Source organism: Parageobacillus sp. VR-IP (assembly GCF_013357975.1).
Lineage (GTDB): Bacteria > Bacillota > Bacilli > Bacillales > Anoxybacillaceae > Saccharococcus > Saccharococcus caldoxylosilyticus.
Genome location: NZ_JABVYQ010000003.1, coordinates 37,997 through 61,196, shown reverse-complemented (window position 1 = coordinate 61,196; position 23,200 = coordinate 37,997). Strand labels below are relative to the sequence as shown.

Here is a 23,200-nt window from a genome sequence, read left to right as displayed (position 1 = left end):
AAGACTTCTTTCAATGTTATATGTATGAAAAAAGAGGAGTAAATCTCCTCTTTTTTAAATGGATAGGAGTTGTAGCTCCTTTTTTACATAACTGGGAATATAGTTGGACATTGCGGTGGAAATACATCGACTGGACATTCTTCCTCGCAAATAATTTCTGGACGAGGTTGGCAAAATCTCGCTGCCACTTCTAAAATGACTTCAAATGTGACGACAATACTTTGACAAATTCTTAATGAAACTGTCGCAGTAATGGTATCTCCAGTTTGTGTAAATGCCCCCACTCGGCAAATGTTGAAATCATTTTGTGTTTGATTACAACATACTGTTGTGCCTTCTGGTGCGCAAAGAATCACTTCTTCACTTGCTGTAATCAGTACCGGATTACTTAATACAGTCACTTGTGCGCCAGCTGCATTGGTTCCAATTGCCTCTAAAACAACTTGAATGGTTTTGCTTAATGTAACAGCTTGCAGCGTAACTGTTTGATCTCCTACCATACATTCGATATCACGGCGTGGACCGTCTTCAGCACATTCTAAAAGACTTATTGAACAATTGACTTGAGTAACGGTGATACCAGTAAGAGAACCAGCAGGGAAAGTAAATGTGATATCTTGTGTGAGCGACACTACATTCGTGGTCCAGTCGTATACTTTACAAACTTGAATACACTCAGGACTAAATTGTTGAGCAAATTGCTCTAAGTTAATCGGCATCAAATAACCTTCCTTTCATTCATTTTTTTCAGGCTACTCTATACTATGTAATTTGCCAACAAGAGTGATAGTATCAGCGCCCAATTTTCTCAGCGTATGCAAATGGTTTTCTATGTCAATCTTTATTAGGATCTTGCATATAATTGTTAAAGAATGGGCATTTTCCATGTTAAAGATCACCAAAAAGGTGGTGAGGCCGTGAACGAAGAGCATAGAAGCATCCAATTGGAACAAAAAATTATCCACCTCAAATCAGAACTGGAAAAGTACAAAACCATGCTTGCTTCGTTTCAATCCGATCAACAATCGAACCATCTTCAAGAACAAATGGAACAGTTAACAAACGAAAACGCCCAGCTCCAAGAGAAATGCCATGATTATGAAGAAACGATTTCCACTCAAAACCATGAGATTGACCGCTTATTAACAGAGTTAGAGGAAACAAAAAAGGAAAATCGCTTATTGCATAATGAGATTGAAGAAGTAAGAAATGAAAATTTGATTCTTCAGAAAAAAGTGGAGACAAATGAAGAAAAAATCCAATCCTTATTAAGTGACTTATCTAACTATAAACAAAGAATGGAACAGTTAACCAACGAAAACACCCAGCTCCAAGAGAAATGCCATGATTATAAAGAAACGATTTCCACTCAAAACCATAAGATTGACCGCTTATTAACAGAGTTAGAGGAAACAAAAAAGGAAAATCGCTTATTGCATAATGAGATTGAAGAAGTAAGAAATGAAAATTTGATTCTTCAGAAAAAAGAGGAAGCAAATGAAGAAAAAATCCAATCCTTATTAAGTGACTTATCTAACTATAAACAAAGAATGGAACAGTTAACAAACGAAAACACCCAGCTCCAAGAGAAATGCCATGATTATAAAGAAACGATTTCCACTCAAAATCATGAGATTGACCGTTTATCAACAGAGTTAGAGGAAACAAAAAAGGAAAATTGCTTATTGCATGATGAGATTGAAGAAGTAAGAAGTGAAAATTTGATTCTTCAGAAAAAAGTGGAGGTAAATGAAGAAAAAATCCAATCCTTATTAAAGGATGCAGCTGCTTCGAAACAAAGGCAAGCTGAACTGGAAAAAGAAAAAGAGATCATGAAGGAAAAAACACGGTCACTGGAGAGGGAACTCTCTTCCCATCGCGCTCTTATGAATGAGTATCTGTCGTTCAAATCAGAATTAGAATCATTCACATCTTGGGTAGAAAGGATCAAGACTATGGAAAAAGATTATGATTTTTTGAAGGAAAACAGTGATAAGGTTTTGAGAGACTTTGAAGAGTTGAAAAATATTTTATTTACACAAAAACTAGAAACAGAAGATTTGAGAGAAGAAGTCCGCACATTAACAAAAAAATTCCGTGTCATCGAAGAAAAGTTGTCAGAAATTGATAGAGAGAAACAAAAGGATTTGTTGGTTTTACAAAAGAATATTTTACATCAACAAATTGAAATGGAAGCTATTCTTGAAAAGACCGTTCGGTTTTCGAAAGAAATAGAGAAAATATCGAAACAGCTTTCAGAGTTAACAGAAAGAATGGATCAGAAAAGAGGGGATTCGTCAAATCCAGAAATGAACGAAATGAAAGAAATACTATCACAATTAGTACAGCTGTTAACAACACAACAAGAAACTCCCCATGTAGAAGAGAAACCAAAAGAAATAACTCCTTCGCAAAAAAATCCAGTTACAACTTCATTTACAAATAGCTTTCTAAAATTACAGGAATTCATTGATGAAACAAAGCAACAGATTGTTATATCCCCAGTTAAAAAGAAAGGCCAAAATCAATTAAATTCACAAACGTCCAATGTATATCCTCAGAGATTCAGCCAGATTAAACATGTACGAATTGAACCCCAAAACACTCGCCAACCATTTCGAGATAAACAGCCGGGAGAGGATGATGACAAATCTCCCAATCCAGTAACACCAACACAATTATACACAGCCACTGAAGATGACCATTCAGACACCCAGCTCCTCACATTGGATATACCTAAATCAACTACTGAACTAAGGGACACAACAGAAGAAGAGCCAATAACATCCAAATGTATGGAGGAAAAGGTATCTGAGCAATGGATAACACATCAGGCTATGTCCAAACAAACTGAAGAAGAAATCCATTATGATATTGAAGAAGAAATTCATTATGATATGATAGATCACACTGCTGTTCAAGAAGAAGAAAACGAAAACATTGATAGCCATGAAATTCTTGAAGAGATGAAATCCGAAAATCAAGAAACAGAAGATGAGCATTTCATGAAAAAGGACGAAACAAATGTATCATCTCCAGCAGAAAGTACCACTGCTTCCATTATGGTGGAGAATGTACAGGAAACATTGGATATGGAAATAAATAGTTCTTCTGACAAAGAAATTCAAGCAACACCCCTAAATCCGTTAGCAGAACTGACCTATCATGATGAACCAGCAAAAACAGCTTCCAAAACACAAGACACGGTTTCAAGAAATGAAATAACCTTTCTTAAAGAGGAAGATAAATCGATTGAAGAAGACTTAGAAAACAAAAAGCGAGGGCTTTTTTCGTTGTTAAAAAAGGTAAAAATATTTGAATGAACAAGAGGACGGGGAACAAATCCTCCGTCCTCTTATACATCGCATTCTCCGTTTGGTATAGGGAGATTCAGCGAATCATGACTCCTTTTCTGAACTTTTATTTGCTCCATCATCTACCACTAATGGCGGCAACTTTGCTTTACAAATGGCTGGGTCGACTTTTATGGTTGTTCCGATTATCGTTATTTTCATGTTCTTCCAAAAATATATTATTGAAAGCTATACAATTTCCGGTATGAAATGAACACATCTGCAATTTCCCTCATCCAGTTATAAAAATAACTATTTCCTTTTCGCGATGATATAGTATTATGTCAAAAAAATAGAGATTTTTCTACCGCGCTTTGCTTGCCTGCCTTGTAAGAGAATGAAGGTGTTGACACTTTCATTCTCTTACAAGGAAGTCAATGGCTAGTATATCTTTTCATACATCATTGATTACTTCAGTTTTTGGCGAAGATGCTCATAGCTTTGCGTTCTCCTTCCCTAAGCCACGAATTCATTTTTTCGCTTCTCGTAACGCTTGATCCTCTTGGGTCTACGGGTTCCATTTCCGGCAAAACTGTTACAATTCCGGTCGTATTTGCAATGGATACATACAAATTTGTGTGCTGTAAATTTCAACAGATAAAGAAAGGACGTGCCCCACTCTCACCGTATATAGTCCCAAAAGTTGTACGACATATTGTTGAAAGTGAACATCCCCTATTTTATAACCATTAAAAAATATTTGTTTGCAACATCTCTTGATGTTATGGCCGGATGAAAACTTCTGTGCCGTTTGGCACCATCGAGGCTAATTGTAGGACGTCTTTGTTGTGCATTCGGATACATCCTTTTGATACATATTTTCCAATGGAAGATGGATTATTGGTGCCGTGAATGCCATAATGAATCTTCGATAAACTTAGCCACATAGCGCCAAACGGCCCGCCGGGATTCGGTTGGCGATTGACAATGATAAAGTCGCCGACAGGTGTTGCCGTCACGATTTTTCCAACACCAATCGGATACGTATGAACGATGTTTCCCTTCCTTTTTAATGTTAACTGCCGGCGGCCGACAGAAATATGGATGGTATATGGAATTGAGCCTTTTGCAGGAAGATGAGGAATCATAATCGCCTGACCGGGAACGAGACGAGAAAATATGGTTAAATGATTGGCATTTAACAAAGCTTGCACGGAGATACGATAATCCATCGCAATAGAAAAGATGGTTTCTCCTTGTTTTACAATATGTTTATACATAGGGCAGGAGGCTCCTCCTCTTTCCGTCTTTTGGAAGCATGAGCAGTGGTTTAGTAAAGGGTATGATATCATAAAACAAAAAATTCCCTGTATAAATCAAAACCGGCATTATTGATGAGTCCATCAATTTTTGTTGTTTTCATTCGTTATAAAAGCTCTTGACTTCTTCTTGCTTCGACAAATCTTTTACAATGTCCATGCAGATATTCTTTTAGAACTACGCATATGAAACAGATTTCTTTTCTGCCAAGAAACGCCTGCTTTCCGACACACGTACCGAATCAATATATCCGCTTAAGTTTTGCCGGACTGCCTGCTAATGAACTCAAAAAAGCGATTGAACGGCTATGTGATACCATTGATGTGTTGGCTCAACAATATGGTGAAATAGAAAGATATCCAAGCTTTTGATCTCATCCACATTTAGAGTCTGTTCCCGTTGATATCACGGAAAACAGACTCTTATTCATTCTTTGATGCAATATGGGGGATTTTTTATGTGCATTTATGCATTCGTTATGCGTTTTGCAACACGTTCAAAAAGCAAACAAGAACCCTGGGGATTTCCCAAGGCCCTTGCTTGTATTCGCCTACGACAAAAGAAAATCATCCTGTTTGACGAGATTTTTATATTACAAATAACAAATCCGGTTCGCTTAAATATTTTTTCAGTTCATTTAAAGCTTTTTGCGCTAAAACGCCATCGATTAACCGATGGTCATAGCTGAGTGATAAAGCCATCATCGAAGCGATTTCAATCGAATCATTGACCACAATAGGTTTCTTCTCAATTCTGCCGATTCCTAAAATACATGACTCTGGATGATGGATAATCGGCGTAAACCAGGAACCATTCGCTGATCCGATGTTCGATATCGTACACGTAGATCCTGTCATTTCATCCGCTTTAATGGAACCATCTCTTGCTTTTGTTGAAAGTTCCTGGATCTCTTTGGCGATTTGAAATAACGACTTTTGATCTGCGTGTTGAATCACCGGAACGACAAGGCCGCGGTTGGTGTCGGCGGCAAAGCCGATATGATATTCATCTTTTAAGATAATTTCTTCTCGTTCATCGTCCAATGAAGCATTTAACATCGGGTATTTTTTCAATACAGCTGTTAATGCTTTGACTACATAAGCTAAATAGGTGAGTTTAATTCCCTCTTCATCCGCAAATGGTTTTACTCTTTGACGATGGGACACAAGATTTGTTACATTGGCCTCATCAAAATGAGTCACATGCGGGATCACCGATTTTGAATGAACCATGGCGTTTGCAATCACTTTTCGAATGCCAGTAAGCGGGATTCTTCGTTGACTTTGTGTGATAGTCTCTTTTTTCGTTGGTTCCTTGCTGGCTGCCGCTTCTTTCTCCGCTTCTGTTTGTTCTGATTTTCGTTTGGCAATGACAGCCTCAACATCGCTTTTTAGTATTCTTCCGTTCGGCCCGGTTGGTGTCACCTCATCAAGGTTCACATTGTGTTCTCGTGCGAATTTGCGCACGGATGGTGCTGCTTTGACAAACCGGTTTGACTGTTTTTCGTTTTCGCCTTGTTTTGCCGCGTTTCGGACGTCTTCTTCCGTCACTTTGCCGTTAGGTCCAGTCGGAGTGACAAGGCGCCAATCGACCCCGAGTTCTTTTGCTAATTTTTTTACACGCGGAGTAGCTTTTCTCTCCACCGGAATCTCTTGTGCCACTTTTGGTTGTTCCTCTGTGGAAGATGCTGTTTCAATGATGGCCAATACATCTCCAACCGCGGCAGTTTCACCTCTTTTTTTTCGGATTTCTTTTACAACGCCTGACTCCGGAGCTTCAATTTCTGAAACAGCTTTTTCTGTTTGCACTTCAACGAGCGTATCGTTTTTTTCTACGGAATCACCTTCTGAAACGTGCCAGAAGGTGATCAAACTTTTATCATGCGTATCGGATAGTCGAGGCAAATTCACTTCGATTAACATGGCTACCTCCTGTATTGGAAATCGATTTTATTCGTTGACTAGTTTCATTGCTTCGTGAAAAATTTTATCGGCATTTGGCAAGACAAATTGTTCAAGCGGACGGCTGTATGGAATTGGCACATCCGGAACAGCCAATCTTCTGACCGGCGCATCTAAATCATATAAACCTTCTTCGGCTGCGATCGCGGCAATTTCCGCCGTCATGCCGTATGATAAGTAATCTTCATCGACAACAAGCAAACGATGCGTCTTTTTAATCGACTGAAGGATCGTTTCGCGGTCTAATGGAACGAGTGAACGCAAGTCGATGACTTCTGCTTGAATTCCATGTTGTTCCAGCTTTTTCGCGGCTTCTAAAGCGTGATGGGTCGTCATTTGGATGCCCACAATCGTAATGTCCGTCCCTTCTCTTACCACCTTCGCCTTGCCGATTGGTACGGTGTATGCTTCTTCCGGAACATGTCCGACAGATGCGTCCAATTGATCCATCCATCCTAGTCCTTGTAATGTCTTATGAAACATAAAGACGACTGGATTGTCATCCCGGATGGCAGAAATCATCATTCCTTTCAAATCGTACGGGGTGGATGGAGCCACCACTTTCATTCCCGGAAGATGAGCAAAAGTGGCATATAATGTTTGCGAATGCTGGGCAGCATCACTGTATCCTCCGCCAACGGCGGTCATTAACACCATCGGCAGCTTAACCCGGCCCCCTGACATATACGGAATTTTTGCCATATGGTTATAAATTTGGTCCATACAGACGCCGAAGAAATCCACGAACATTAATTCGACAATCGGCCTCATTCCTTCTGCAGCCGCTCCAATCGCAGCCCCAATAAAAGCCGTTTCAGAAATCGGTGTATCGATCACCCGTTCAGGACCAAACTGTTGAAATAATCCTTCCGTCGCCCCAAATATGCCTCCGTATACACCGACATCCTCACCCATGACAAACACGTTTGGATCTCTTTCCATTTCTAATCTAATCGCTTCTGCAATCGCTTTATTTCCCGTTAATAAGCGTTGCTTTGTTTTTTGCATTTTGACGACTCCTTTCTATAGTGATTTAGACAAACAGATCTTTTAAAGCATCTTCCGGTTCAGGATAATCGCTTTCGCGCGCGAATTGATAAGCGGCTTCCACTTCTTGCTTTGCCTTATTTTCCAATTCGATCAGCTGTTGTTCTTCTATTTCGTATTCTTGGATTAAGATTTGACGCATACGAACAATGGGGTCTTTTTCCCTAAGTAAAGTAACTTCGTTTTTATCTCTGTAAATTTCTGGATCTCCTTGAAAATGCCCTAAATAACGGTAAGTTTCAATTTCAATAATCGATGGCCCCTCTCCCTTTCTCGCTCGTTCCACTGCTTCTTTTGAAACGTTGTACATTTCGATCGGATCATTATCTTTCACATAATATCCTTTCATTCCATAAGCAACAGCTCTTATATCATTGGATGGGACGGATGTGGATGCGGACTTAGGGACAGAAATTCCGTATTGATTGTTTTCAATCACGACAATAAGCGGCAAGTTCCACAGTGCTGCCATATTTAAAGATTCATGGAAAGCTCCTTGGTTGGCCGCTCCTTCTCCAATAAAAGCAACCGCTACCCAATCCGTCCCTTTTTTCTTCGCTGCAAGCGCCGCCCCAAGTGCATGTGGAATGCCCGCTCCGACAATTCCTCCGCAGGAAAATTTGACATCTGGATCAAATAAGTGCATATGCCCGCCTTTGCCTTTTCCGAGTCCAGTCACTTTCCCAAAGATTTCGGCGGTCATTTTATTTAAATCTACTCCTTTTGCGATCGCGTGATGGTGCGGACGGTGCGGGGACGTCACCGTATCTTCTTTCTTTAGATGAACACATATACCGACAGCGGCCGGTTCTTGCCCCGTCGCCAAATGCATTTCACCCGGTACAGGCCCTGCACCGATATTAAAGACAGGGTTTTTTCCTTCGGCGTAAGCTTCTGCCATTTTGTCCTCGTAATAACGAATTTTGTACATTGTTTCGTACATCCAAGTAAGATGATCCAAAGAAATCGTCGCCAACTTGCTCTCCTCCTTCATTGGAAATAAAACGTTTTCATCTCCATTAATACGCAAAAAACGTGCCAACACAGACGAATGAGGGGAAGGAAGCTATTGAATATGAAATTGATCGATCTGCCACAAATAGTTTCATCGTTCTATCAAAAAATCTAGAAATTTTTTACGAGATAATAGATTCAATTAATATTCTTTCAGTAAAAAGAAACAAAGTGTCCCATTTTGGAACACTTTGTTGCCACATATTGATACAATTTGATACAAAATGAAACAATAATTTTGTTAATAAGCAATGTTAAATTTTTTCATTTGTCGATAAAAAGTGCTTCTGGAAATTCCCAAATGTTTGGCTGCTTTCGTGATATTCCCATTACATAAACGTAACGCCTGGATAATAGACTGTTTTTTGATCTCATCTCTATGTACCAACATCTCCTCCTTTTTTTGCCCTGGAAACATTTGAAACACTTCTTCCGGCAAATCTTTTGCAGACAAAATTGGTTTTGTATTCCGATTTAACGTTCTTTCTAGTATGTTTTGCAATTCCCGAATATTCCCTGGCCAGTCGTACTGAATGAGAGCTTCTAAAAAGTCTTGTCGGATTTCTGGAAACGGTTTGTTTAATTTTTTGCAAAGCCTACCGATAAAGTGACGGACAAGAAGTGGTATATCCTCTTTTCTTTCCCGCAAAGGAGGCAGGGTAATCGGCATGACATTGAGACGAAAGAACAGATCTTCCCTGAAGCTTCCCTTTTGAACTTCCTCACGGAGATTTTTGTTCGTAGCTGCAATAATCCGGACATCCACCGGTATCACTTTATGGCCGCCGATCCGCATTACTTCTTTTTCCTGAATAACCCGTAAAAGAAGGACCTGCATTTCCAAAGACATTTCACCAATTTCATCTAAAAAGAGAGTGCCGCCATCAGCAAGTTCGAATTTTCCTGCACTTCCTCCTTTTTTGGCTCCAGTAAAAGCACCCTCCACATAGCCAAACAGCTCGCTGCCAAGAAGATCGCGAGGGATTCCGCCGCAATTGATGGCAATAAACGGTTTGTTTTTTCTCTTGCTTGCATTATGGATTGCTTGTGCAAGCATTTCTTTTCCCGTCCCGCTTTCCCCTAATATTAAAACGTTTGAATCGGTCTCTGCAGCAAGTTTGGCTTCATTCAGTTTTTGAATGAAATGAGGATGCTGCCCGATAATATCATCAAACGTTATTTTTGCCTGGTTTCCGGATAAGTGATTGACAAATTGGCGCACTTTTTGGATTTCTTTCACCATGATCATCGAACCAATCCAATGTTTGTCTTTATAGATGGGGATTTTATCGACCATCACATGATGGGTATTTCTTGATGGCTTCACCTTTAAATGGAGTTCTTGGTTTTGCAGATAGACAGGCTTATTGGAGACAATGGATTTATTTATAAAAATTTCGTTGATCTTTTTTCCTTCTAGGTGCGACTGATCAAGACAAAGGAGCTTCTTCAGCTGATCGTTGGCCTTTATAATTTTTCCTTCCGTATCAATAATTAGGATGCTTTCTTTCATATTATTGGTTGTCGCTTCCAAAAACCTTTGCATCATGATATTTTTTTCCGTATTTTCATTTAATTTTAATTGATACTCAATAGCTTTGACCGCTGAAACCACCATCCCTAATGTATGGGGATGCACCTTTTCATATGGGCCGGAGACATTTAATACTCCGATAATGTTGCCTTTTGAATCATGAATCGGAGTCGCGGAACAAGTCCATGATTGGCATATTTGCGAATAATGTTCCTCCGCAAATATCTGTACAGGTTGATCAATAACAATGGATGTTCCAATCGCATTGGTACCCATGGTTTGTTCGCTCCAATCCGCCCCCTCGACAAAACCAATTTGAACAGCCATTTTTAGGGTATCCGGATCGCCAATTGATTTTAATAGCTGACCTTTTTCATTGCAAAGGATGACTAAAAATCCGGACCCCTTTACGATGGAATAGAGCCCTTCCATTAATGGCATGGACCAATCAATAAGTTTTTTGTACCGTTCCGTTTCAATTTTTTTTATTTGGCCATATGGCTGAAAAGGATCTACCTTCCATTTTTTTGATCGAATCCACGAGTCTTTGACAATGGGGGAAAGTTTTTCATCTAGTTCATTTTCAAAAATAAAGCGCTTCCACATTTCTTTGACATCCTCCCGCCGACTGTTCACGCCAAAACACCTCCGCAGCACGTTAAGGGTTAGTGGTTTATCCGTGAACTAGTTCGTTACTTTTCACTATCAAAATGAAGCAACATTAGACTTGGGATATTGTCGATGCTTGAAGCGTTCAACCCGGTCCATCCTGGTTGTTTTTCTATATTGTAGCATTGAAAATTGGTATTATGCCAAAAAAACGGATTGAGTTGGGTAATCAGTTTTGACAGCTGTTTTGATTACTTTAAATTCATTTTCTGTACTATCTTCTTTTGTTTGGTAAACAAATAAATCTATCTGATACTGCCCCATAACATCTCGACGCCCATCATCATATGATATACGGAAAATGAATGAAAGGGGAAAAAACGATGGAGATACCTGTTAGCGGATACTTGGTTCATTCTGATGATTCCGACTCCTATCACTCGCATAACCTGTATATTACTACTTGGGATGGCAGGCCTGTGCATGTTCACCAATTCTCTGGGGTTACTTCTTTTGACGTAGGCCATAGCCATAAATTTGTTGGCGTGACAGAACCTGCGCCAAGCGGTGTTCCGCATACACACCGTTATTTTACATTTACCTCCTTCGATGATGGACATAGACATGAGATAAGGGGCGTTACCGGACCGGCTATTCCACTTCCAGGCGGAGGGCATTATCACGAATTTTCCGGTGTTACAACCATCAGCGGACGAATTCCCCACTCACATCGATACAGAGGAAGAACGAGCGGTGGATAAAACTCGATGTTAACCAAGCCTCGTATCAAGTTGTTGCCTCAAAATAATGTGATAATGGTATAAGTCAGTGAGCTTTTGCATACTTCCATCCTAACTTAAATCATAGAAAAACCACTAACAGAATAAACAGGGGTTCAATCGAATGATGAAAAACAAACAGCCACGTCCCTCATCTGGCTTTTCACAAAATCGTAGTAGACTATTTTAAAGAGAAAGTAAAGAAAAAATATATTTTTTGACGGAGCAACTATGACTTGTTTATGTAGTGATAGCCACTATTTTGGACAGTGGTTATGTAAAGAAGGAAATCATCTCACAAACGGAAACGCTCACATATCAGAACACCCCCATAAAGAAAAGGTCTCCATATCAGAGACCTTTTCTTTATATCGCTTTATTCGCTTGTAAGTCCACCTTCACTTCTTTTGGCTTTTTCAATTTTGGATAGTCAAACACAATCGCAAGCATCCCACAAACTCCAATTAAGATTGGATAAAATGAATACTGCAAAATGCTTAATGGTGAAATGGAAGCAACACCTGCTGCTAAAAGCATTTGCGCACCGTATGGGATGAGCCCTTGGAAACAGCATGAGAAAATATCTAATATGCTGGCAGATTTACGCGGATCAATGTCATATTGATCTGCAATGTTTTTCGCAAGTGGGCCAGCAATTAAAATGGAAATCGTATTGTTTGCGGTTGAAAGATTTGTTAAACTCACTAATCCTGCGATACCAAATTGTGCTCCTTTTTTCGACTTTACATTTCTTGTTACTAATTGAAGTAAATAATCAATTCCACCGTTATGTTTAATGACTTCCACCATACCGGAAATTAAGATCGCAAGCAATGACAATTCCTGCATTCCAGCGACCCCGTCACCGATGGCTTGAATGAGGCCCATTGCATTATAGCTTCCATCAAGAAGGCCGATGATCCCTGCTAATAAAATGCCGCCTGCTAACACAACTAGTACATTGACACCCATTAATACAGTCACCAATACACCAAGGTAAGGCAAAATTTTTATCCAATTAAAAGATTGATTCGTCATTTCCGCTTGCTCTCCAGCAGGAAATATCCAGAAAAGAACGATGGTGATAATGGCTGCTGGTAAAACGATGAAAAAGTTCACCTTAAACTTATCTTTCATTTTCGTATTTTGTGTTCGTACTGCCGCAATCGTTGTGTCTGAGATAAAAGATAAGTTGTCTCCAAACATGGCACCGCCAATGACAGCTGCCATCGATAATGCCAAAGAAATATCCGTTTGTTCGCTGATTCCGACTCCAATCGGCGCTAATGCTACAATCGTTCCCATAGAAGTTCCCAGCGAAATGGAGATAAAACATCCAATAATAAATAAACCGACTATTAATAAATTTTGTGGAATAACGGAAAGAGCTAAGTTGACCGTTGATTCAACAGCCCCCATTTTTTTGGTTACTTCCGAAAATGCCCCTGCTAATAAGAAAATGATGACCATTAACATAACATCGGCATTTCCAGCCCCTTTGGTGAACACTTCAACCTTCTTCGTTAAAGACTCTTTCGGATTCATCATCAACGAAATACTTGCCGCAATCAAAATCGCCACAATGACTGGAAATTTATAAAAATCACCCATAGCAATTCCTGCACCAATGAACAACACTAAAAAGACGACAAATGGAAATAACGCAAATAGATTTCCTTTTTTTAACTCCACTCTTTCCACCTCATTTTATATTTTTTCGAAGGGCCTATTCACATAGAGAAAAGGCCTCTTCTTATCTGAACATAAGAAGAGGCCTTATACGTATCTATATAAGAAACCCTTCTTATCTTTCAAGCATGATGCTTGCTGGATTTGGCACAGCACTCGAAAACGAGTCCGCTGCCGAGACTTCTTCGGGCCAGTCCCTCCGCCTCTCTAGATAAGAAGATGAACAGTCGTATTTTGTTGTAAAAACAACTAAAAGGTTACAACATATTCATCTGTTGTGCAATACACCTTGAGAATGTCTTATTTTTAAATAATTTTCAACAAATCTTAAAATAATATGCAAAAATCCCGTAGCTAAATACCACGGGAAAAGAAAGCAAAAATCTATTCTGGTTTATAGATCCCATATTTCATTATCTTAAGATATTCATTCAGTTCCCTTATCAAAGACTCCACACCACTCATGACATCCATTTGCTTATTTTTGTATATAGCCATATACTTATTAGACAGTTGTTCGGCAATCAACATGGTCATGCGGATCACGGTATCCACGGAAATATCCTCTCTAAGTTTTTCCATTTGGATCAGGTCTTTAATATAAACATGCTCCAGTAAAAAATCTTCCTGATAAGCTTCGTAATGTTTCTTAATAATTTCTTCCATTTCCTCCTTTACTGCCACAGGAGGATTGGTGAAGGCATCCGTGATAAACTGAGTTTCTTGGAGATACTGAACCGTTAGTTTTTGTTTCAACAGGACGATTTCTTTGATCCTTTCAAAGAAATCATCAGATTGAATTTTTTCCATTTCTTCCATTGCTAGTTCCGTCAGAAAGTCCTTCACATAATTCACTAAATAAAGGTACAAGTTTTTCTTGCTCTTAAAATAATGGAAAAGAAGCCCCTTAGAAATTCCCGCCCGTTTCGTAATGACATCTGTAGAGGCTTTTTCATAGCCATTTTTCACAAATTCTTCGATGGCCACTTTGATTATCAGGTCTTTTTTTTCTTTAGGCTGCTTTTCAAAAGCTGAATACAATTTTAACACCTCTAATTTCATTAGACTGCAATATCTTTCTTTTTATATACCATATATGAAGCGAAGATACTAATCAAAATAACCGCAGCCATAATAAAGATATACAGAGGCTCAATCTTGTTATCATTAATAATGGAGGCGGCGTCCACATATTTAAACGGGCTGAAATATTTTAGGAACTCTAAGTCTTCCGATATCCCTGCCATCACATTCATAAAGTAGGCAGCTAGGACAATCCCCAGTGAGATGGAAAGGATATTTCGTGTTTTTTTCATGAGCGATGACAACATAAAGGCAATAGCACCGAAAGTCAAATGAAGCAATATCGTTGCGACAATTAGCAAACTAAACGTGTCAGTCGGAACATCCGGGTCTTTTGCAAATTGAAATCCAATGATACTTGCTATTGTCGTAATCCCGTTAAAGATCAAAATATTTACCAAAACGGCCAGAAGTTTTTCTGTTACTATTTGGCTTCTTGTGACAGGTTTTGACAACAAAAATTCAATCGTTTTTTCATTTTCTTCTTTGGCCAAGATATTAGACGCAAGAATTGCCGAGTATATACTTCCCAGAAGGGTAGTCATCATATAGATTTCTACACCGTAAAAACCCATTAAATCCCCCATGTTTAGCTCATTCATTCCAAACGCTTTTTTTACCGATTGCGGATAGGCCTCAAGCAGCTTTGCCACATTTTTTTGCTGCTCGGCAAACTGAGGATAAATGCTTAACGTTAATAAAATAAGACCGCTGAGTACGACGCTCCAAATGATTAATGATTTTAAATTTCGTTTCAACTCTCTCTTAAAAATCATTGTCAACCCCGCCCTTCTCATAGTAATGCATAAATACTTCTTCGAGAGTCGGCTCTTCGATTAACAAATCCTTAATCGGCAGGGCATTCAATTTATTTAGAAGCGCCTTTATGTCCCCGCTGTAAAGCAACGTTATTTCATTTCCTTTTACTTCTTTCTTCACTATTCCTTCCAGTTTGAGGTCTATTGGTTCCGCTCGTTCAAATGTAATCGTGATATATTTCAAATTTTTCTTCGTAAGATTTTCAATCGTTTCTACTTTAACAAGTTCCCCTTCCTTAATAATGGCGACCCGATCACACATCTTTTGCACTTCAGAAAGAATATGGGAGGAGAAAAAGATCGTTGTCCCCTTCTTTCTTTCCTCTGCAAGAAGTTCAAAAAAGGTGTTTTGCATCAGCGGGTCGAGTCCGCCTGTCGGTTCGTCCAATATAAGAAGTTTTGGCTCATGCAAAAGCGCTTGGACAATCCCCACCTTTTTTCGATTACCAAACGAGAGATCTTCGATTTTTTTATGGAGATCCAAGTCAAGTCTTTCCGCCAGTTCCTTCATTCTCTTCGGATTAAATTTTTTATAAAAGCTAGCTGAGTATTTTAATAAGTCGATCACCTTCATATCATCGTAATAATGGACTTCAGACGGCAGATAGCCCACGTCTTGCCTTATTTCTTTTGAGTGCTTGATGATATCTTTTCCAAAAATAGTCGCACTCCCACTAGTCGGATAAATGAAATTTAACAGTGTTCGAATGGTTGTGCTCTTGCCTGCTCCGTTCGGACCGATAAACCCGAAAATTTCTCCTTCTTCAATGGAAAAGGTAAGGTTTTTAATTCCCCGGTTCTTTTTATAAGTCTTGGTCAAATTCTTGATATCTACAATTTTCATACATTCCTCTCCTTCGGGTGGCTTTGCATCCATTGACTGATCAGTCAATTACATTATATAGAAATATTGACTCATAAGTCAATACATTTCAAAAAAATCTGCACGGTGGATAGCAATCCCTACAAAGAACACGACATAAACCATTTGCTCTCTAGTCTCAATGTCCTGTGTAACTCCACAGATGACGGAAGAAATTTATTTCTTCTATGAGGAGTGGAATAATAAAAAAATCCTTTACACAGGCGGACCGGCAAGGATTAGACTTGATATATTTATTTTGACATAGCCATTCTTTTTTCTTGATATCATATCATTAGAATCTTAAATCAAATACATGCCTGCGACACCATGTAAGATATTTCAATGGCCATTAGCGAAAGTAATTCTTACCAACCGCCTTGTTATGGTAATGTTTAAAGCCACTTGGCTATCCAAATAAAAAAGGCTGTCTCATATCCTGAGACAGCCTCCTGACACATTACAATTCCACAAGTCGTTTATGCCTGTTTTAACATATGAAATACTTGCTCCACGTCTTTATCTCCACGTCCTGAAAGGTTGACGATAATGATTTGCTCTTTGCTTAATGACGGCGCCAGCTTCAGCGCATAAGCAACCGCATGGGCACTCTCAAGCGCTGGAATAATCCCTTCTGTTTTCGATAAAAGTTGAAATGCTTCAAGAACTTCCTCATTGGTCACCGTATAATACTCGGCACGTCCTGAAACTTTCAGATGGCTGTGCTCAGGGCCGATTCCCGGATAGTCAAGACCAGCGGCAATCGAATAAGTCGGCTGAGGATTTCCTTCTTCATCTAGCAACACTAAACATTTAAACCCATGAAGCACGGATGGGACACCTTTTGTAAGCGTCGCCGCTTTTTCCGGTTCGACGCCGATCAGACGTACGCTTGGTTCATCAAGATAATGAGCAAACGCTCCAATCGCATTGCTTCCACCGCCAACGCAAGCGATGACGACATCAGGCAAACGTCCTTCTTTTTTCAAAATTTGACGCTTGCTTTCTTCGCTGATGACAGACTGAAAATGTTTAACGATACTTGGATACGGATGAGGTCCAACCGCTGAACCAAGCAAATAGAACGTGTCCTTATAGTTTTGAACAAAGTCATTTAACGCTTCATCGACTGCATCCTTTAATCTTCCTTGTCCTTTTGATACCGGAACGACTTTTGCGCCTAAAAGCTCCATGCGAAACACATTTAATGACTGGCGTCTTGTATCTTCCATACCCATATAAATGGTGCAATCCATACCAAACATCGCACAAGCCGTCGCGGTGGCGACGCCATGTTGTCCCGCCCCCGTTTCAGCGATGACGCGTTTCGCTCCCATTCGTTTCGCAAGCAAAATTTGTCCGATGACGTTATTGATTTTATGTGAACCTGTATGGTTCAAATCTTCACGCTTCAAATAAATTTTCGCCCCGCCTAAACGCTCGGTAAGCCGAGCTGCAAAAGTAAGCGGATTCTCACGCCCGACATACTCTTTTAAATAAAACTTGAATTCATCATTAAACTCTTGATCATCTTTGTACTTTAAAAACTGTTCTTCCAAGTAATCAAGCGCTTCCTGCAGTTCCGGCGGCACGAAACTCCCGCCAAACTCGCCAAAATACCCTTTTCTGCTCTGAACTAAACTCATTGCTCATCTCTCCTCTGCTTTTCAAACTTCATAATTAGGATATTCCTTTCGCCCATGGAAGTCAATAAATTTTCTGTATTTTCTTATAAATATTTCATCTCCTCAAGCCAGCCGGACGAACATAAAAAGAAAAATGTTCCCTTCCTGTTTCGAAAACATAAAGCGGTGCGGAAAAAATCAAGACGAAAACACTCTGTCTTAAATTGGCTAAAGAAATTCTCCATGCATTCATTTGTCCCAACAGTTTCCTTTTCTCGACATACTGGCCTTCATCCCATATCTTTGAAGTAGTTGGCAAAATTGGCGGAATGTGTCCTGGATGTTTCACCCAACGTCGAACCATGGAAAAATCAATGCTTCATTCTTTTTGCCACTGTTTGGTATCCCATCTCTTCTTTTAGGTATAAATCCGCCGCTTTTTTCTTAAACGCGATATCATAGTTTTTGTCCATAAAAAAATCCCCTCCATAGCAAACAGATTTAGGTTCTTTCTGTCTACTAAAAGGGAATCATATCATGTTAAGATGAGCACTTTTTTATGTGATTAATAGTTTTGAATAAACCCGTATGCTTTGCAACCGAAATCCGAATCATTTGGGTTGCAATCAAGGTGCAGGGAGTAGTATCCTCCAGGATTTGCCGAATAGATTAAAGGACCGATTGACCCGCCAGGACTTATAATTCCGCTTTTAATCGTAACACCGTCTTTTTTAAGATAATATCTTACGCTATACAAGCTGCCGGAATTCACCGTTACACCCCACCTGTATTTCCCGTTTGTAGGAACCCACAGTTTGCTGGATCCGTCTGCATAATCGCCGGGATCTAACCAAACGTTAACACTTGCCGCATATGCATTCGTCGTTGATACAACAATGAATGCAAAACCGAGAAGCAAAGCCATCATTGATTTTTTCCACATATGTTCCAACTCCCTTGCTAATTTATAAATTACAAAATGATGTTATCATAAACATTAATTTGTATAAAAGGTAATAAAATACTAAACATCTAGGAAAAAGGAATTGTTTTTATATTCACTCTATCTTTTACATAAAGTGGAAACGATCACGGCAGGACGTTCACATGCGGAGAGAAGAAAGAAGATATTTTATTGCATTCATGAAGCGGCTTTTGGGGAAGAAGGAATAGCACCGGGTTTCTTAGTGAGGCAATCATATAACGAGCTATTCTTCCTATGCTTTTTGAAGAAGAATAGCTCTTTTTTTGCGATACAAACTTCTATCAGGTCCTACTGTTTATTATTTAAGGTTGGTTGTTTCATACACCAGCAAAGACGCATCATCGTCATCCGGTACAACATAAAGTCGGAGCCCTTGACCAGCACTCTCCAGAAACACCGGGTTACGGGAATCATACTTCACCGGTTTTTCGATGATTTCCACGGAGGACATATAATAGAGGTCTCCAATTCGAGTCATTCCTTGCGGGTGATAGGCATTAAATTGTAGATGAATCTTTTCTTTTTGGTTCTTACGCTAATTTGGGGAGATAACTTTCTATTAACTACATGGGTATAATAAAAATAAAGGGGTTTGTAACGATGATTAACCTTTCTTGGTCTCCTCTTGATTCAACTATCGAGTTACTAGATGTGTCTGATGCCGGTGATCATTTACGTTTAACGGTAAAAAGCAACCGAGAGTCTTCTTCCTGTCCTGACTGTCATCATGTTTCCTCTCGCCCGCATAGTCGGTATACACGTGTGATTCAAGATCTTCCTATCGCTGATCAGCCTGTTCGACTCCTGCTTATTTCTCGAAAATGGTTTTGTGATGATTCTTCTTGTTCCGTTAAAGTGTTTACAGAGCGTTATGACTGGCTGGCGCCGCATGGCCGTCGTACGCTTCGGGCAGAACACACTTTGCGACAAATTGCCTTTTCCACGAGTTGTTTAGCTGCGGAAAAGATTGCACAGGCGATTCATCTGCCTATCAGCCATGATTCATTGTTAACGATGATTCACAAAACTCCTATTCCTGTAGAGGTGTCTCCCTTTCCTCGGAGTCGATGATTTTGCTTTTCGAAAAGGCCATACGTATGGAGCGATAATTTGTGATCTTTGCAGTCATCATCCTGTTGCTCTCTTGCTAAATCGGCTGCCGCAAACACTTACTGAATGGCTGAAAACCTATTCCCATGTACAAGTGATGAGCCGGGATGGATTTACAGGATTCCGTCAAGGGATTGCCAATGCTAATCCTTCCATCCTTCATGTTTACGATCGATGGCATTTTATCGGGAATGCGAAGAAGAGACTAGATTTCCTTCTTTTATCCCTCGTTCCTTCTGTGATGACATGGAGTGAATCGAACACATCTGTTCATGAAATCGAAATGACAAAGGCAAAAAAGAGGAAAAAGCAGCGCCAGGAACAAAAATGGACACTCATTCAAGAAATCCAAATGGCTCATCAATCAGGCAAGAATATTTCTAGGCTTGTGAAGGAATATAAGCTGGATCGGAAAACGGTAAAAAAATATCTCCAGATGACAACTCCACCACTAATTCATCGGCGAAGAAGAAAAACATCGATTTCCCCTTTTTTGAACCGTGTCATCGAGTTAGAAGCGCAAGGTCATACCATTCCATCTATCGACTCCTTTCTTCGCAAAGAAGGATATTCCGTCACGTTTTCGGCGGTACGAACCACGGTAGAAAAGATTTGACAAAACCGAAAGAGGAATGATCCATCGATGCTGGAACATCGTATCTCAAGGAAACAACCCGCTTATTGGATATGGACTCCACGTCATCAACTTTCTGAGAAGGAGATCATGGATTTGGAACAATGTCTGGAAAGTTACTCCAATGTTCACCCCATCTATGAAATGGTTCAAGATTATCGCGAAGCGATTCGTCAAGCAGACTACCATCATTTTTTACGTTGGCTGCTTCATCAGCTTTCGGATTCAAAACAGCCGTTTTATCCATATGCTCGGCGTTTGCGCAGTGATTTTCAGGCCGTAAAACATGCTTTTCTTCTCCCATACAGCAATGGTGTGCTGGAAGGGCAAATCAACCGGTTGAAAACTATTAAACGAATGATGTATAGCCGAGCTGGATTAGCTCTGTTAGAAAAACGTGTTCTCTATAGACTGTAATCATTATTTTAATAAAACAATAGAACCCCCCAACAGGATGATAGGTAATCATTCACCAAAAGAACGTAAGAACCTTTTTTGTTCAGACATATGTTTGGGTAAAACCTTCTTTTATTAGACGGCTTGCCAAAGCGCAAACCGCTTCTTTGTTGGCAAAACTAGAAGCAATGTACAATTTCATTTTTTCACGCTTCTTTCGTTTTTCAAACAACCGTCCACACACTTTCCAGCTTAACTTGTGTATGAGGCGTGTCCTTCCATTCACTTTGAGAAAGTTCCATCGTCGTACATATAACAGCAAATTGATTTTCCGAAAGAAACGTCGCCAATATCTGTTTATCTTGTTTTATCCTATCGGAAAGCGTTTGTTTTTCATTTATTCTGTTCGAGTGGATAACGTACAGCTTTTTGCTTTTTTGTAGCACTTCGGACATAATCATATGATTAAATTCGGCAGGCTGTTTTACTTCAACCATGTCCACTGCGATTTTGTGATACGTCCCTTTTTGCCTGCTTCTATCAAAAATTTCGTCATGTTTATTGCTCATAAAAGATTGATAATAATCAAGATTTTCCCAAAACGCCAATATACACGCTTCTTGCGGTTTTGTAACATTCCAGCCGCCTATTTGTCCGAGAAAACCGGGATATCCCTTCAAATCCCGCCATGTTTCTTGCGCGGCGGAAAACGCAGCTTTCTTTTCTTCATCCACTTCACATCGAATCCATTTCAAAAGCATTGTCTTCCCCTCTTACCTGTGTTGATCATTTCATTTTCTCGTAAACCTCATCATACTTTTTCGCCAGTTCGAAATCAAACTTCGTGAGCCCTTTCGCGCGCCAAGACGAAATTCTTAAATGAACGGACAATAGTTCGTTCTTTTCGAAACGGTGCGATTTGCCGCTCGAATTCGATTCCTTGCTAATCATCTTGAAAGCGGTGTTTTTTCGCAATCCATCGTTCCTCCCGCTAACTTCCATCCCCCTGTAAAAAATCTTCATCTGTTAACCGTATACCGCTTGCCTTCTCGAGTTTTGCAGCCAAAAACGGCCAACCTACATCACATATCAGCACAAAGATATTACCATATATATAGAAAAATCCTTCTATAAATCTAGAATATTATTAAGAAAATTTCGTCAATAATAATCTTTTCTTCTTGATAAGATTTCTGCTCGTTTTAATTTTTATTGTTCTCGAAACAACTCTTTTCGGGAAAGCATGCGTTAATGGATGGGCGCAATCGCAACAAATTCGTTTTTCTTTCCCATTCGTTTCGCCATCGATCAATACTTCGTTGCCAACCGTTGATTTGAAAAAGCAAAACTGCCTTACAAACCGCCGATTGGATATTCGGTTTTTCCCTTCGGCGTCTAGGTGTTTTTCCGTTTCCCGCACTTTCATGATCCCCGGATCGACTTCAACCTATCTAGAAAATTCAAAGTTTAGAATTGTTCTAAATTTTAAGTTGATTTTTTGAACAAAGTATCATAAAATTACTAACAAATATTAATCATATTAAACATATAGGAATTAATTAATTAATTATAAATACTGTGTTTATTCACTGCCTAAAATGACCGTCTTCTTCTTTAAAACAACGAAAGGTAGGTTAGGCGATGAACAATTCAGTGATCATTCAAGTGGAAAATTTGAGTAAAAGTTTTCCTCATAATGGGAAATCAGAACCAGTTCTCCAACAAATCTCTTTTCATATAAAAAAAGGAGAAATCATCTCTATCCTTGGACAGAGCGGCTGTGGAAAAAGTACACTTTTAAACATCATCGGCGGTTTTGAAAAACCAGATCAAGGGCATGTCATTTTGGATGGAAATGTAGTAGAAAAACCTAGTCGGCGATGTGTAATGCTATTCCAACATTATGGCCTCCTGCCTTGGCGTTCCGTCCTAAAAAATGTGGAGTTAGGCCTTGAAGGTTTAAACTTAACCTCCAAACAACGAAGAGGCCGTGCTTTCGATTATCTAAAATTAGTCGGTTTACATGACTATGCTGAACGTTTTCCCCATGAATTGTCAGGCGGGATGCAACAACGAGTCGCGATTGCCCGGGCGCTTGCGATTCAACCAGAGGTAATATTAATGGACGAACCGTTTGCCGCACTGGACACTTTTAACCGTTATTATTTACAAGACGAACTCTTGCGTCTTCAAGATAAAGAAAAGACAACCATCATTCTTGTGACCCATGATATTGACGAAGCAGTATATTTATCAGATCGGGTGTTGATCATGAGCGCAAATCCTGGCCGAATCCATAGAGAATTAAAAATTGACACCCCAAGGCCTAGAGATCGGAGCCACGGAGACTTCCAATATTACCGAAAGATTATTCTTGAAGAATTTCATTTTCATCGTCCGACCCCTCCCGTTGATTATAATATTTAACTAATCTTAACCAG

The 23,200-nt window shown here is 39.6% G+C and carries 21 protein-coding genes, 3 pseudogenes and 1 riboswitch; of the genes and pseudogenes, 8 read left to right on the top strand and 16 right to left on the bottom strand.

Translation table 11 applies throughout. From position 1 onward, the window contains the following. Positions 1–83: 83 nt before the first annotated feature. Entirely contained in the window at positions 84–719 is a 636-nt protein-coding gene (locus tag HT574_RS08490) for a BMQ_0737 family morphogenetic spore coat protein (RefSeq protein ID WP_175244251.1), read from the bottom strand. Positions 720–917: 198 nt separating this feature from the next. On the opposite strand from HT574_RS08490, the gene HT574_RS08485 reads away from it, so the two are divergent. After that, positions 918–3,323, top strand: a complete 2,406-nt coding sequence (locus HT574_RS08485) for a hypothetical protein (RefSeq protein ID WP_175244250.1) — start codon at positions 918–920, stop codon at positions 3,321–3,323. A 121-nt stretch (positions 3,324–3,444) separates the two neighbouring features. Continuing rightward, positions 3,445–3,567: pseudogene (locus tag HT574_RS19890) on the top strand (carbohydrate ABC transporter permease); the annotation flags it as partial. A gap of 508 nt (positions 3,568–4,075) precedes the next feature. On the opposite strand, the gene HT574_RS08480 reads toward HT574_RS19890, so the two are convergent. After that, positions 4,076–4,573, bottom strand: a complete 498-nt coding sequence (locus HT574_RS08480) for a L,D-transpeptidase family protein (protein WP_175244249.1) — start codon at positions 4,571–4,573, stop codon at positions 4,076–4,078. A 225-nt stretch (positions 4,574–4,798) separates the two neighbouring features. Between HT574_RS08480 and HT574_RS08475 the strand changes: the two genes are divergently transcribed. After that, positions 4,799–4,984 carry a hypothetical protein gene (locus HT574_RS08475; protein WP_175244248.1) on the top strand — a complete coding sequence of 62 codons (186 nt, stop codon included), beginning with the start codon at positions 4,799–4,801 and terminating at the stop codon, positions 4,982–4,984. Between the two features lie 216 nt (positions 4,985–5,200). Here HT574_RS08475 and HT574_RS08470 read toward each other — a convergent pair whose 3' ends face one another. The 4 genes from HT574_RS08470 to HT574_RS08455 form a co-directional block, all read right to left on the bottom strand. Continuing rightward, positions 5,201–6,535 carry a dihydrolipoamide acetyltransferase family protein gene (locus HT574_RS08470; protein WP_175244247.1) on the bottom strand — a complete coding sequence of 445 codons (1,335 nt, stop codon included), beginning with the start codon at positions 6,533–6,535 and terminating at the stop codon, positions 5,201–5,203. Between the two features lie 27 nt (positions 6,536–6,562). Further along, on the bottom strand, positions 6,563–7,582 hold the full coding sequence (locus tag HT574_RS08465) for an alpha-ketoacid dehydrogenase subunit beta (protein WP_081162466.1): 1,020 nt from the start codon (positions 7,580–7,582) through the stop codon (positions 6,563–6,565). A gap of 25 nt (positions 7,583–7,607) precedes the next feature. Continuing rightward, a complete protein-coding gene (locus tag HT574_RS08460) occupies positions 7,608–8,615 on the bottom strand; it encodes a thiamine pyrophosphate-dependent dehydrogenase E1 component subunit alpha (RefSeq protein WP_175244560.1) in 1,008 nt (335 codons plus the stop codon). A 261-nt stretch (positions 8,616–8,876) separates the two neighbouring features. Next, entirely contained in the window at positions 8,877–10,805 is a 1,929-nt protein-coding gene (locus tag HT574_RS08455; protein ID WP_175244246.1) for a sigma-54-dependent Fis family transcriptional regulator, read from the bottom strand. A 356-nt stretch (positions 10,806–11,161) separates the two neighbouring features. On the opposite strand from HT574_RS08455, the gene HT574_RS08450 reads away from it, so the two are divergent. Then, complete coding sequence (locus HT574_RS08450; protein WP_175244245.1) at positions 11,162–11,539, top strand: YmaF family protein; 378 nt, start codon at positions 11,162–11,164, stop codon at positions 11,537–11,539. 384 nt (positions 11,540–11,923) lie between these two features. Here HT574_RS08450 and HT574_RS08445 read toward each other — a convergent pair whose 3' ends face one another. The 8 genes and pseudogenes from HT574_RS08445 to HT574_RS19885 all read right to left on the bottom strand — a co-directional run bounded on the left by HT574_RS08445 (position 11,924) and on the right by HT574_RS19885 (position 19,133). Then, positions 11,924–13,249, bottom strand: coding sequence for a Na+/H+ antiporter NhaC family protein (locus HT574_RS08445; RefSeq protein WP_175244244.1), 1,326 nt, complete (start codon positions 13,247–13,249; stop codon positions 11,924–11,926). Positions 13,250–13,358: 109 nt separating this feature from the next. Then, a riboswitch (SAM riboswitch) is annotated at positions 13,359–13,464 on the bottom strand. 166 nt (positions 13,465–13,630) lie between these two features. Then, positions 13,631–14,308, bottom strand: a complete 678-nt coding sequence (locus tag HT574_RS08440; protein WP_175244243.1) for a TetR/AcrR family transcriptional regulator — start codon at positions 14,306–14,308, stop codon at positions 13,631–13,633. Then, positions 14,308–15,105 carry an ABC transporter permease subunit gene (locus tag HT574_RS08435; RefSeq protein ID WP_175244242.1) on the bottom strand — a complete coding sequence of 266 codons (798 nt, stop codon included), beginning with the start codon at positions 15,103–15,105 and terminating at the stop codon, positions 14,308–14,310. The genes HT574_RS08440 and HT574_RS08435 overlap by 1 nt, the downstream gene beginning before the upstream one ends. Then, positions 15,095–15,991, bottom strand: coding sequence for an ABC transporter ATP-binding protein (locus HT574_RS08430; RefSeq protein WP_175244241.1), 897 nt, complete (start codon positions 15,989–15,991; stop codon positions 15,095–15,097). The genes HT574_RS08435 and HT574_RS08430 overlap by 11 nt, the downstream gene beginning before the upstream one ends. Before the next feature lie 497 nt (positions 15,992–16,488). Further along, on the bottom strand, positions 16,489–17,655 hold the full coding sequence (gene trpB, locus HT574_RS08425) for a tryptophan synthase subunit beta (protein WP_175244240.1): 1,167 nt from the start codon (positions 17,653–17,655) through the stop codon (positions 16,489–16,491). 191 nt (positions 17,656–17,846) lie between these two features. Next, positions 17,847–17,967 (bottom strand): annotated as a pseudogene (locus tag HT574_RS20480) (IS3 family transposase); the annotation flags it as partial. A 232-nt stretch (positions 17,968–18,199) separates the two neighbouring features. Next, on the bottom strand, positions 18,200–18,577 hold the full coding sequence (locus HT574_RS08420) for a hypothetical protein (RefSeq protein ID WP_175244239.1): 378 nt from the start codon (positions 18,575–18,577) through the stop codon (positions 18,200–18,202). 340 nt (positions 18,578–18,917) lie between these two features. Then, positions 18,918–19,133 (bottom strand): DUF6454 family protein, encoded by a 216-nt coding sequence (locus tag HT574_RS19885; RefSeq protein ID WP_309138291.1) that lies wholly within the window; start codon positions 19,131–19,133, stop codon positions 18,918–18,920. An 86-nt stretch (positions 19,134–19,219) separates the two neighbouring features. On the opposite strand from HT574_RS19885, the gene HT574_RS08410 reads away from it, so the two are divergent. The 3 genes from HT574_RS08410 (at position 19,220) to HT574_RS19875 (ending at position 20,780) form a co-directional block, all read left to right on the top strand. Continuing rightward, on the top strand, positions 19,220–19,690 hold the full coding sequence (locus HT574_RS08410) for a transposase family protein (RefSeq protein ID WP_175244238.1): 471 nt from the start codon (positions 19,220–19,222) through the stop codon (positions 19,688–19,690). Positions 19,691–19,724: 34 nt separating this feature from the next. Then, on the top strand, positions 19,725–20,345 hold the full coding sequence (locus tag HT574_RS19880; protein ID WP_309138290.1) for a transposase: 621 nt from the start codon (positions 19,725–19,727) through the stop codon (positions 20,343–20,345). 114 nt (positions 20,346–20,459) lie between these two features. Beyond that, positions 20,460–20,780, top strand: coding sequence for a transposase (locus tag HT574_RS19875; protein ID WP_375154094.1), 321 nt, complete (start codon positions 20,460–20,462; stop codon positions 20,778–20,780). Positions 20,781–20,983: 203 nt separating this feature from the next. On the opposite strand, the gene HT574_RS08400 is transcribed toward HT574_RS19875, so the two are convergent. Continuing rightward, positions 20,984–21,520, bottom strand: a complete 537-nt coding sequence (locus tag HT574_RS08400; protein WP_175244237.1) for a YdbC family protein — start codon at positions 21,518–21,520, stop codon at positions 20,984–20,986. A gap of 25 nt (positions 21,521–21,545) precedes the next feature. Beyond that, a pseudogene (locus tag HT574_RS08395) lies at positions 21,546–21,763 on the bottom strand (4a-hydroxytetrahydrobiopterin dehydratase); the annotation flags it as partial. Positions 21,764–22,400: 637 nt separating this feature from the next. Here HT574_RS08395 and HT574_RS08390 point away from each other — a divergent pair. Then, complete coding sequence (locus HT574_RS08390) at positions 22,401–23,186, top strand: ABC transporter ATP-binding protein (RefSeq protein WP_175244236.1); 786 nt, start codon at positions 22,401–22,403, stop codon at positions 23,184–23,186. Positions 23,187–23,200: the final 14 nt, after the last annotated feature.

Excerpts from the sequence above, each read along its gene's own strand:
- HT574_RS08490 (WP_175244251.1), bottom strand. The coding sequence starts at position 719 with ATGCCGATTAACTTAGAGCAATTTGCTCAACAATTTAGTCCTGAGTGT.
- HT574_RS08480 (WP_175244249.1), bottom strand. The coding sequence starts at position 4,573 with ATGTATAAACATATTGTAAAACAAGGAGAAACCATCTTTTCTATTGCG.
- HT574_RS08475 (WP_175244248.1), top strand. The coding sequence starts at position 4,799 with ATGAAACAGATTTCTTTTCTGCCAAGAAACGCCTGCTTTCCGACACAC.
- HT574_RS08470 (WP_175244247.1), bottom strand. The coding sequence starts at position 6,535 with ATGTTAATCGAAGTGAATTTGCCTCGACTATCCGATACGCATGATAAA.
- HT574_RS08465 (WP_081162466.1), bottom strand. The coding sequence starts at position 7,582 with ATGCAAAAAACAAAGCAACGCTTATTAACGGGAAATAAAGCGATTGCA.
- HT574_RS08460 (WP_175244560.1), bottom strand. The coding sequence starts at position 8,615 with ATGAAGGAGGAGAGCAAGTTGGCGACGATTTCTTTGGATCATCTTACT.
- HT574_RS08450 (WP_175244245.1), top strand. The coding sequence starts at position 11,162 with ATGGAGATACCTGTTAGCGGATACTTGGTTCATTCTGATGATTCCGAC.
- HT574_RS08440 (WP_175244243.1), bottom strand. The coding sequence starts at position 14,308 with ATGAAATTAGAGGTGTTAAAATTGTATTCAGCTTTTGAAAAGCAGCCT.
- HT574_RS08435 (WP_175244242.1), bottom strand. The coding sequence starts at position 15,105 with ATGATTTTTAAGAGAGAGTTGAAACGAAATTTAAAATCATTAATCATT.
- HT574_RS08430 (WP_175244241.1), bottom strand. The coding sequence starts at position 15,991 with ATGAAAATTGTAGATATCAAGAATTTGACCAAGACTTATAAAAAGAAC.
- trpB (WP_175244240.1), bottom strand. The coding sequence starts at position 17,655 with ATGAGTTTAGTTCAGAGCAGAAAAGGGTATTTTGGCGAGTTTGGCGGG.
- HT574_RS08420 (WP_175244239.1), bottom strand. The coding sequence starts at position 18,577 with ATGTGGAAAAAATCAATGATGGCTTTGCTTCTCGGTTTTGCATTCATT.
- HT574_RS08410 (WP_175244238.1), top strand. The coding sequence starts at position 19,220 with ATGATTAACCTTTCTTGGTCTCCTCTTGATTCAACTATCGAGTTACTA.
- HT574_RS08400 (WP_175244237.1), bottom strand. The coding sequence starts at position 21,520 with ATGCTTTTGAAATGGATTCGATGTGAAGTGGATGAAGAAAAGAAAGCT.
- HT574_RS08390 (WP_175244236.1), top strand. The coding sequence starts at position 22,401 with ATGAACAATTCAGTGATCATTCAAGTGGAAAATTTGAGTAAAAGTTTT.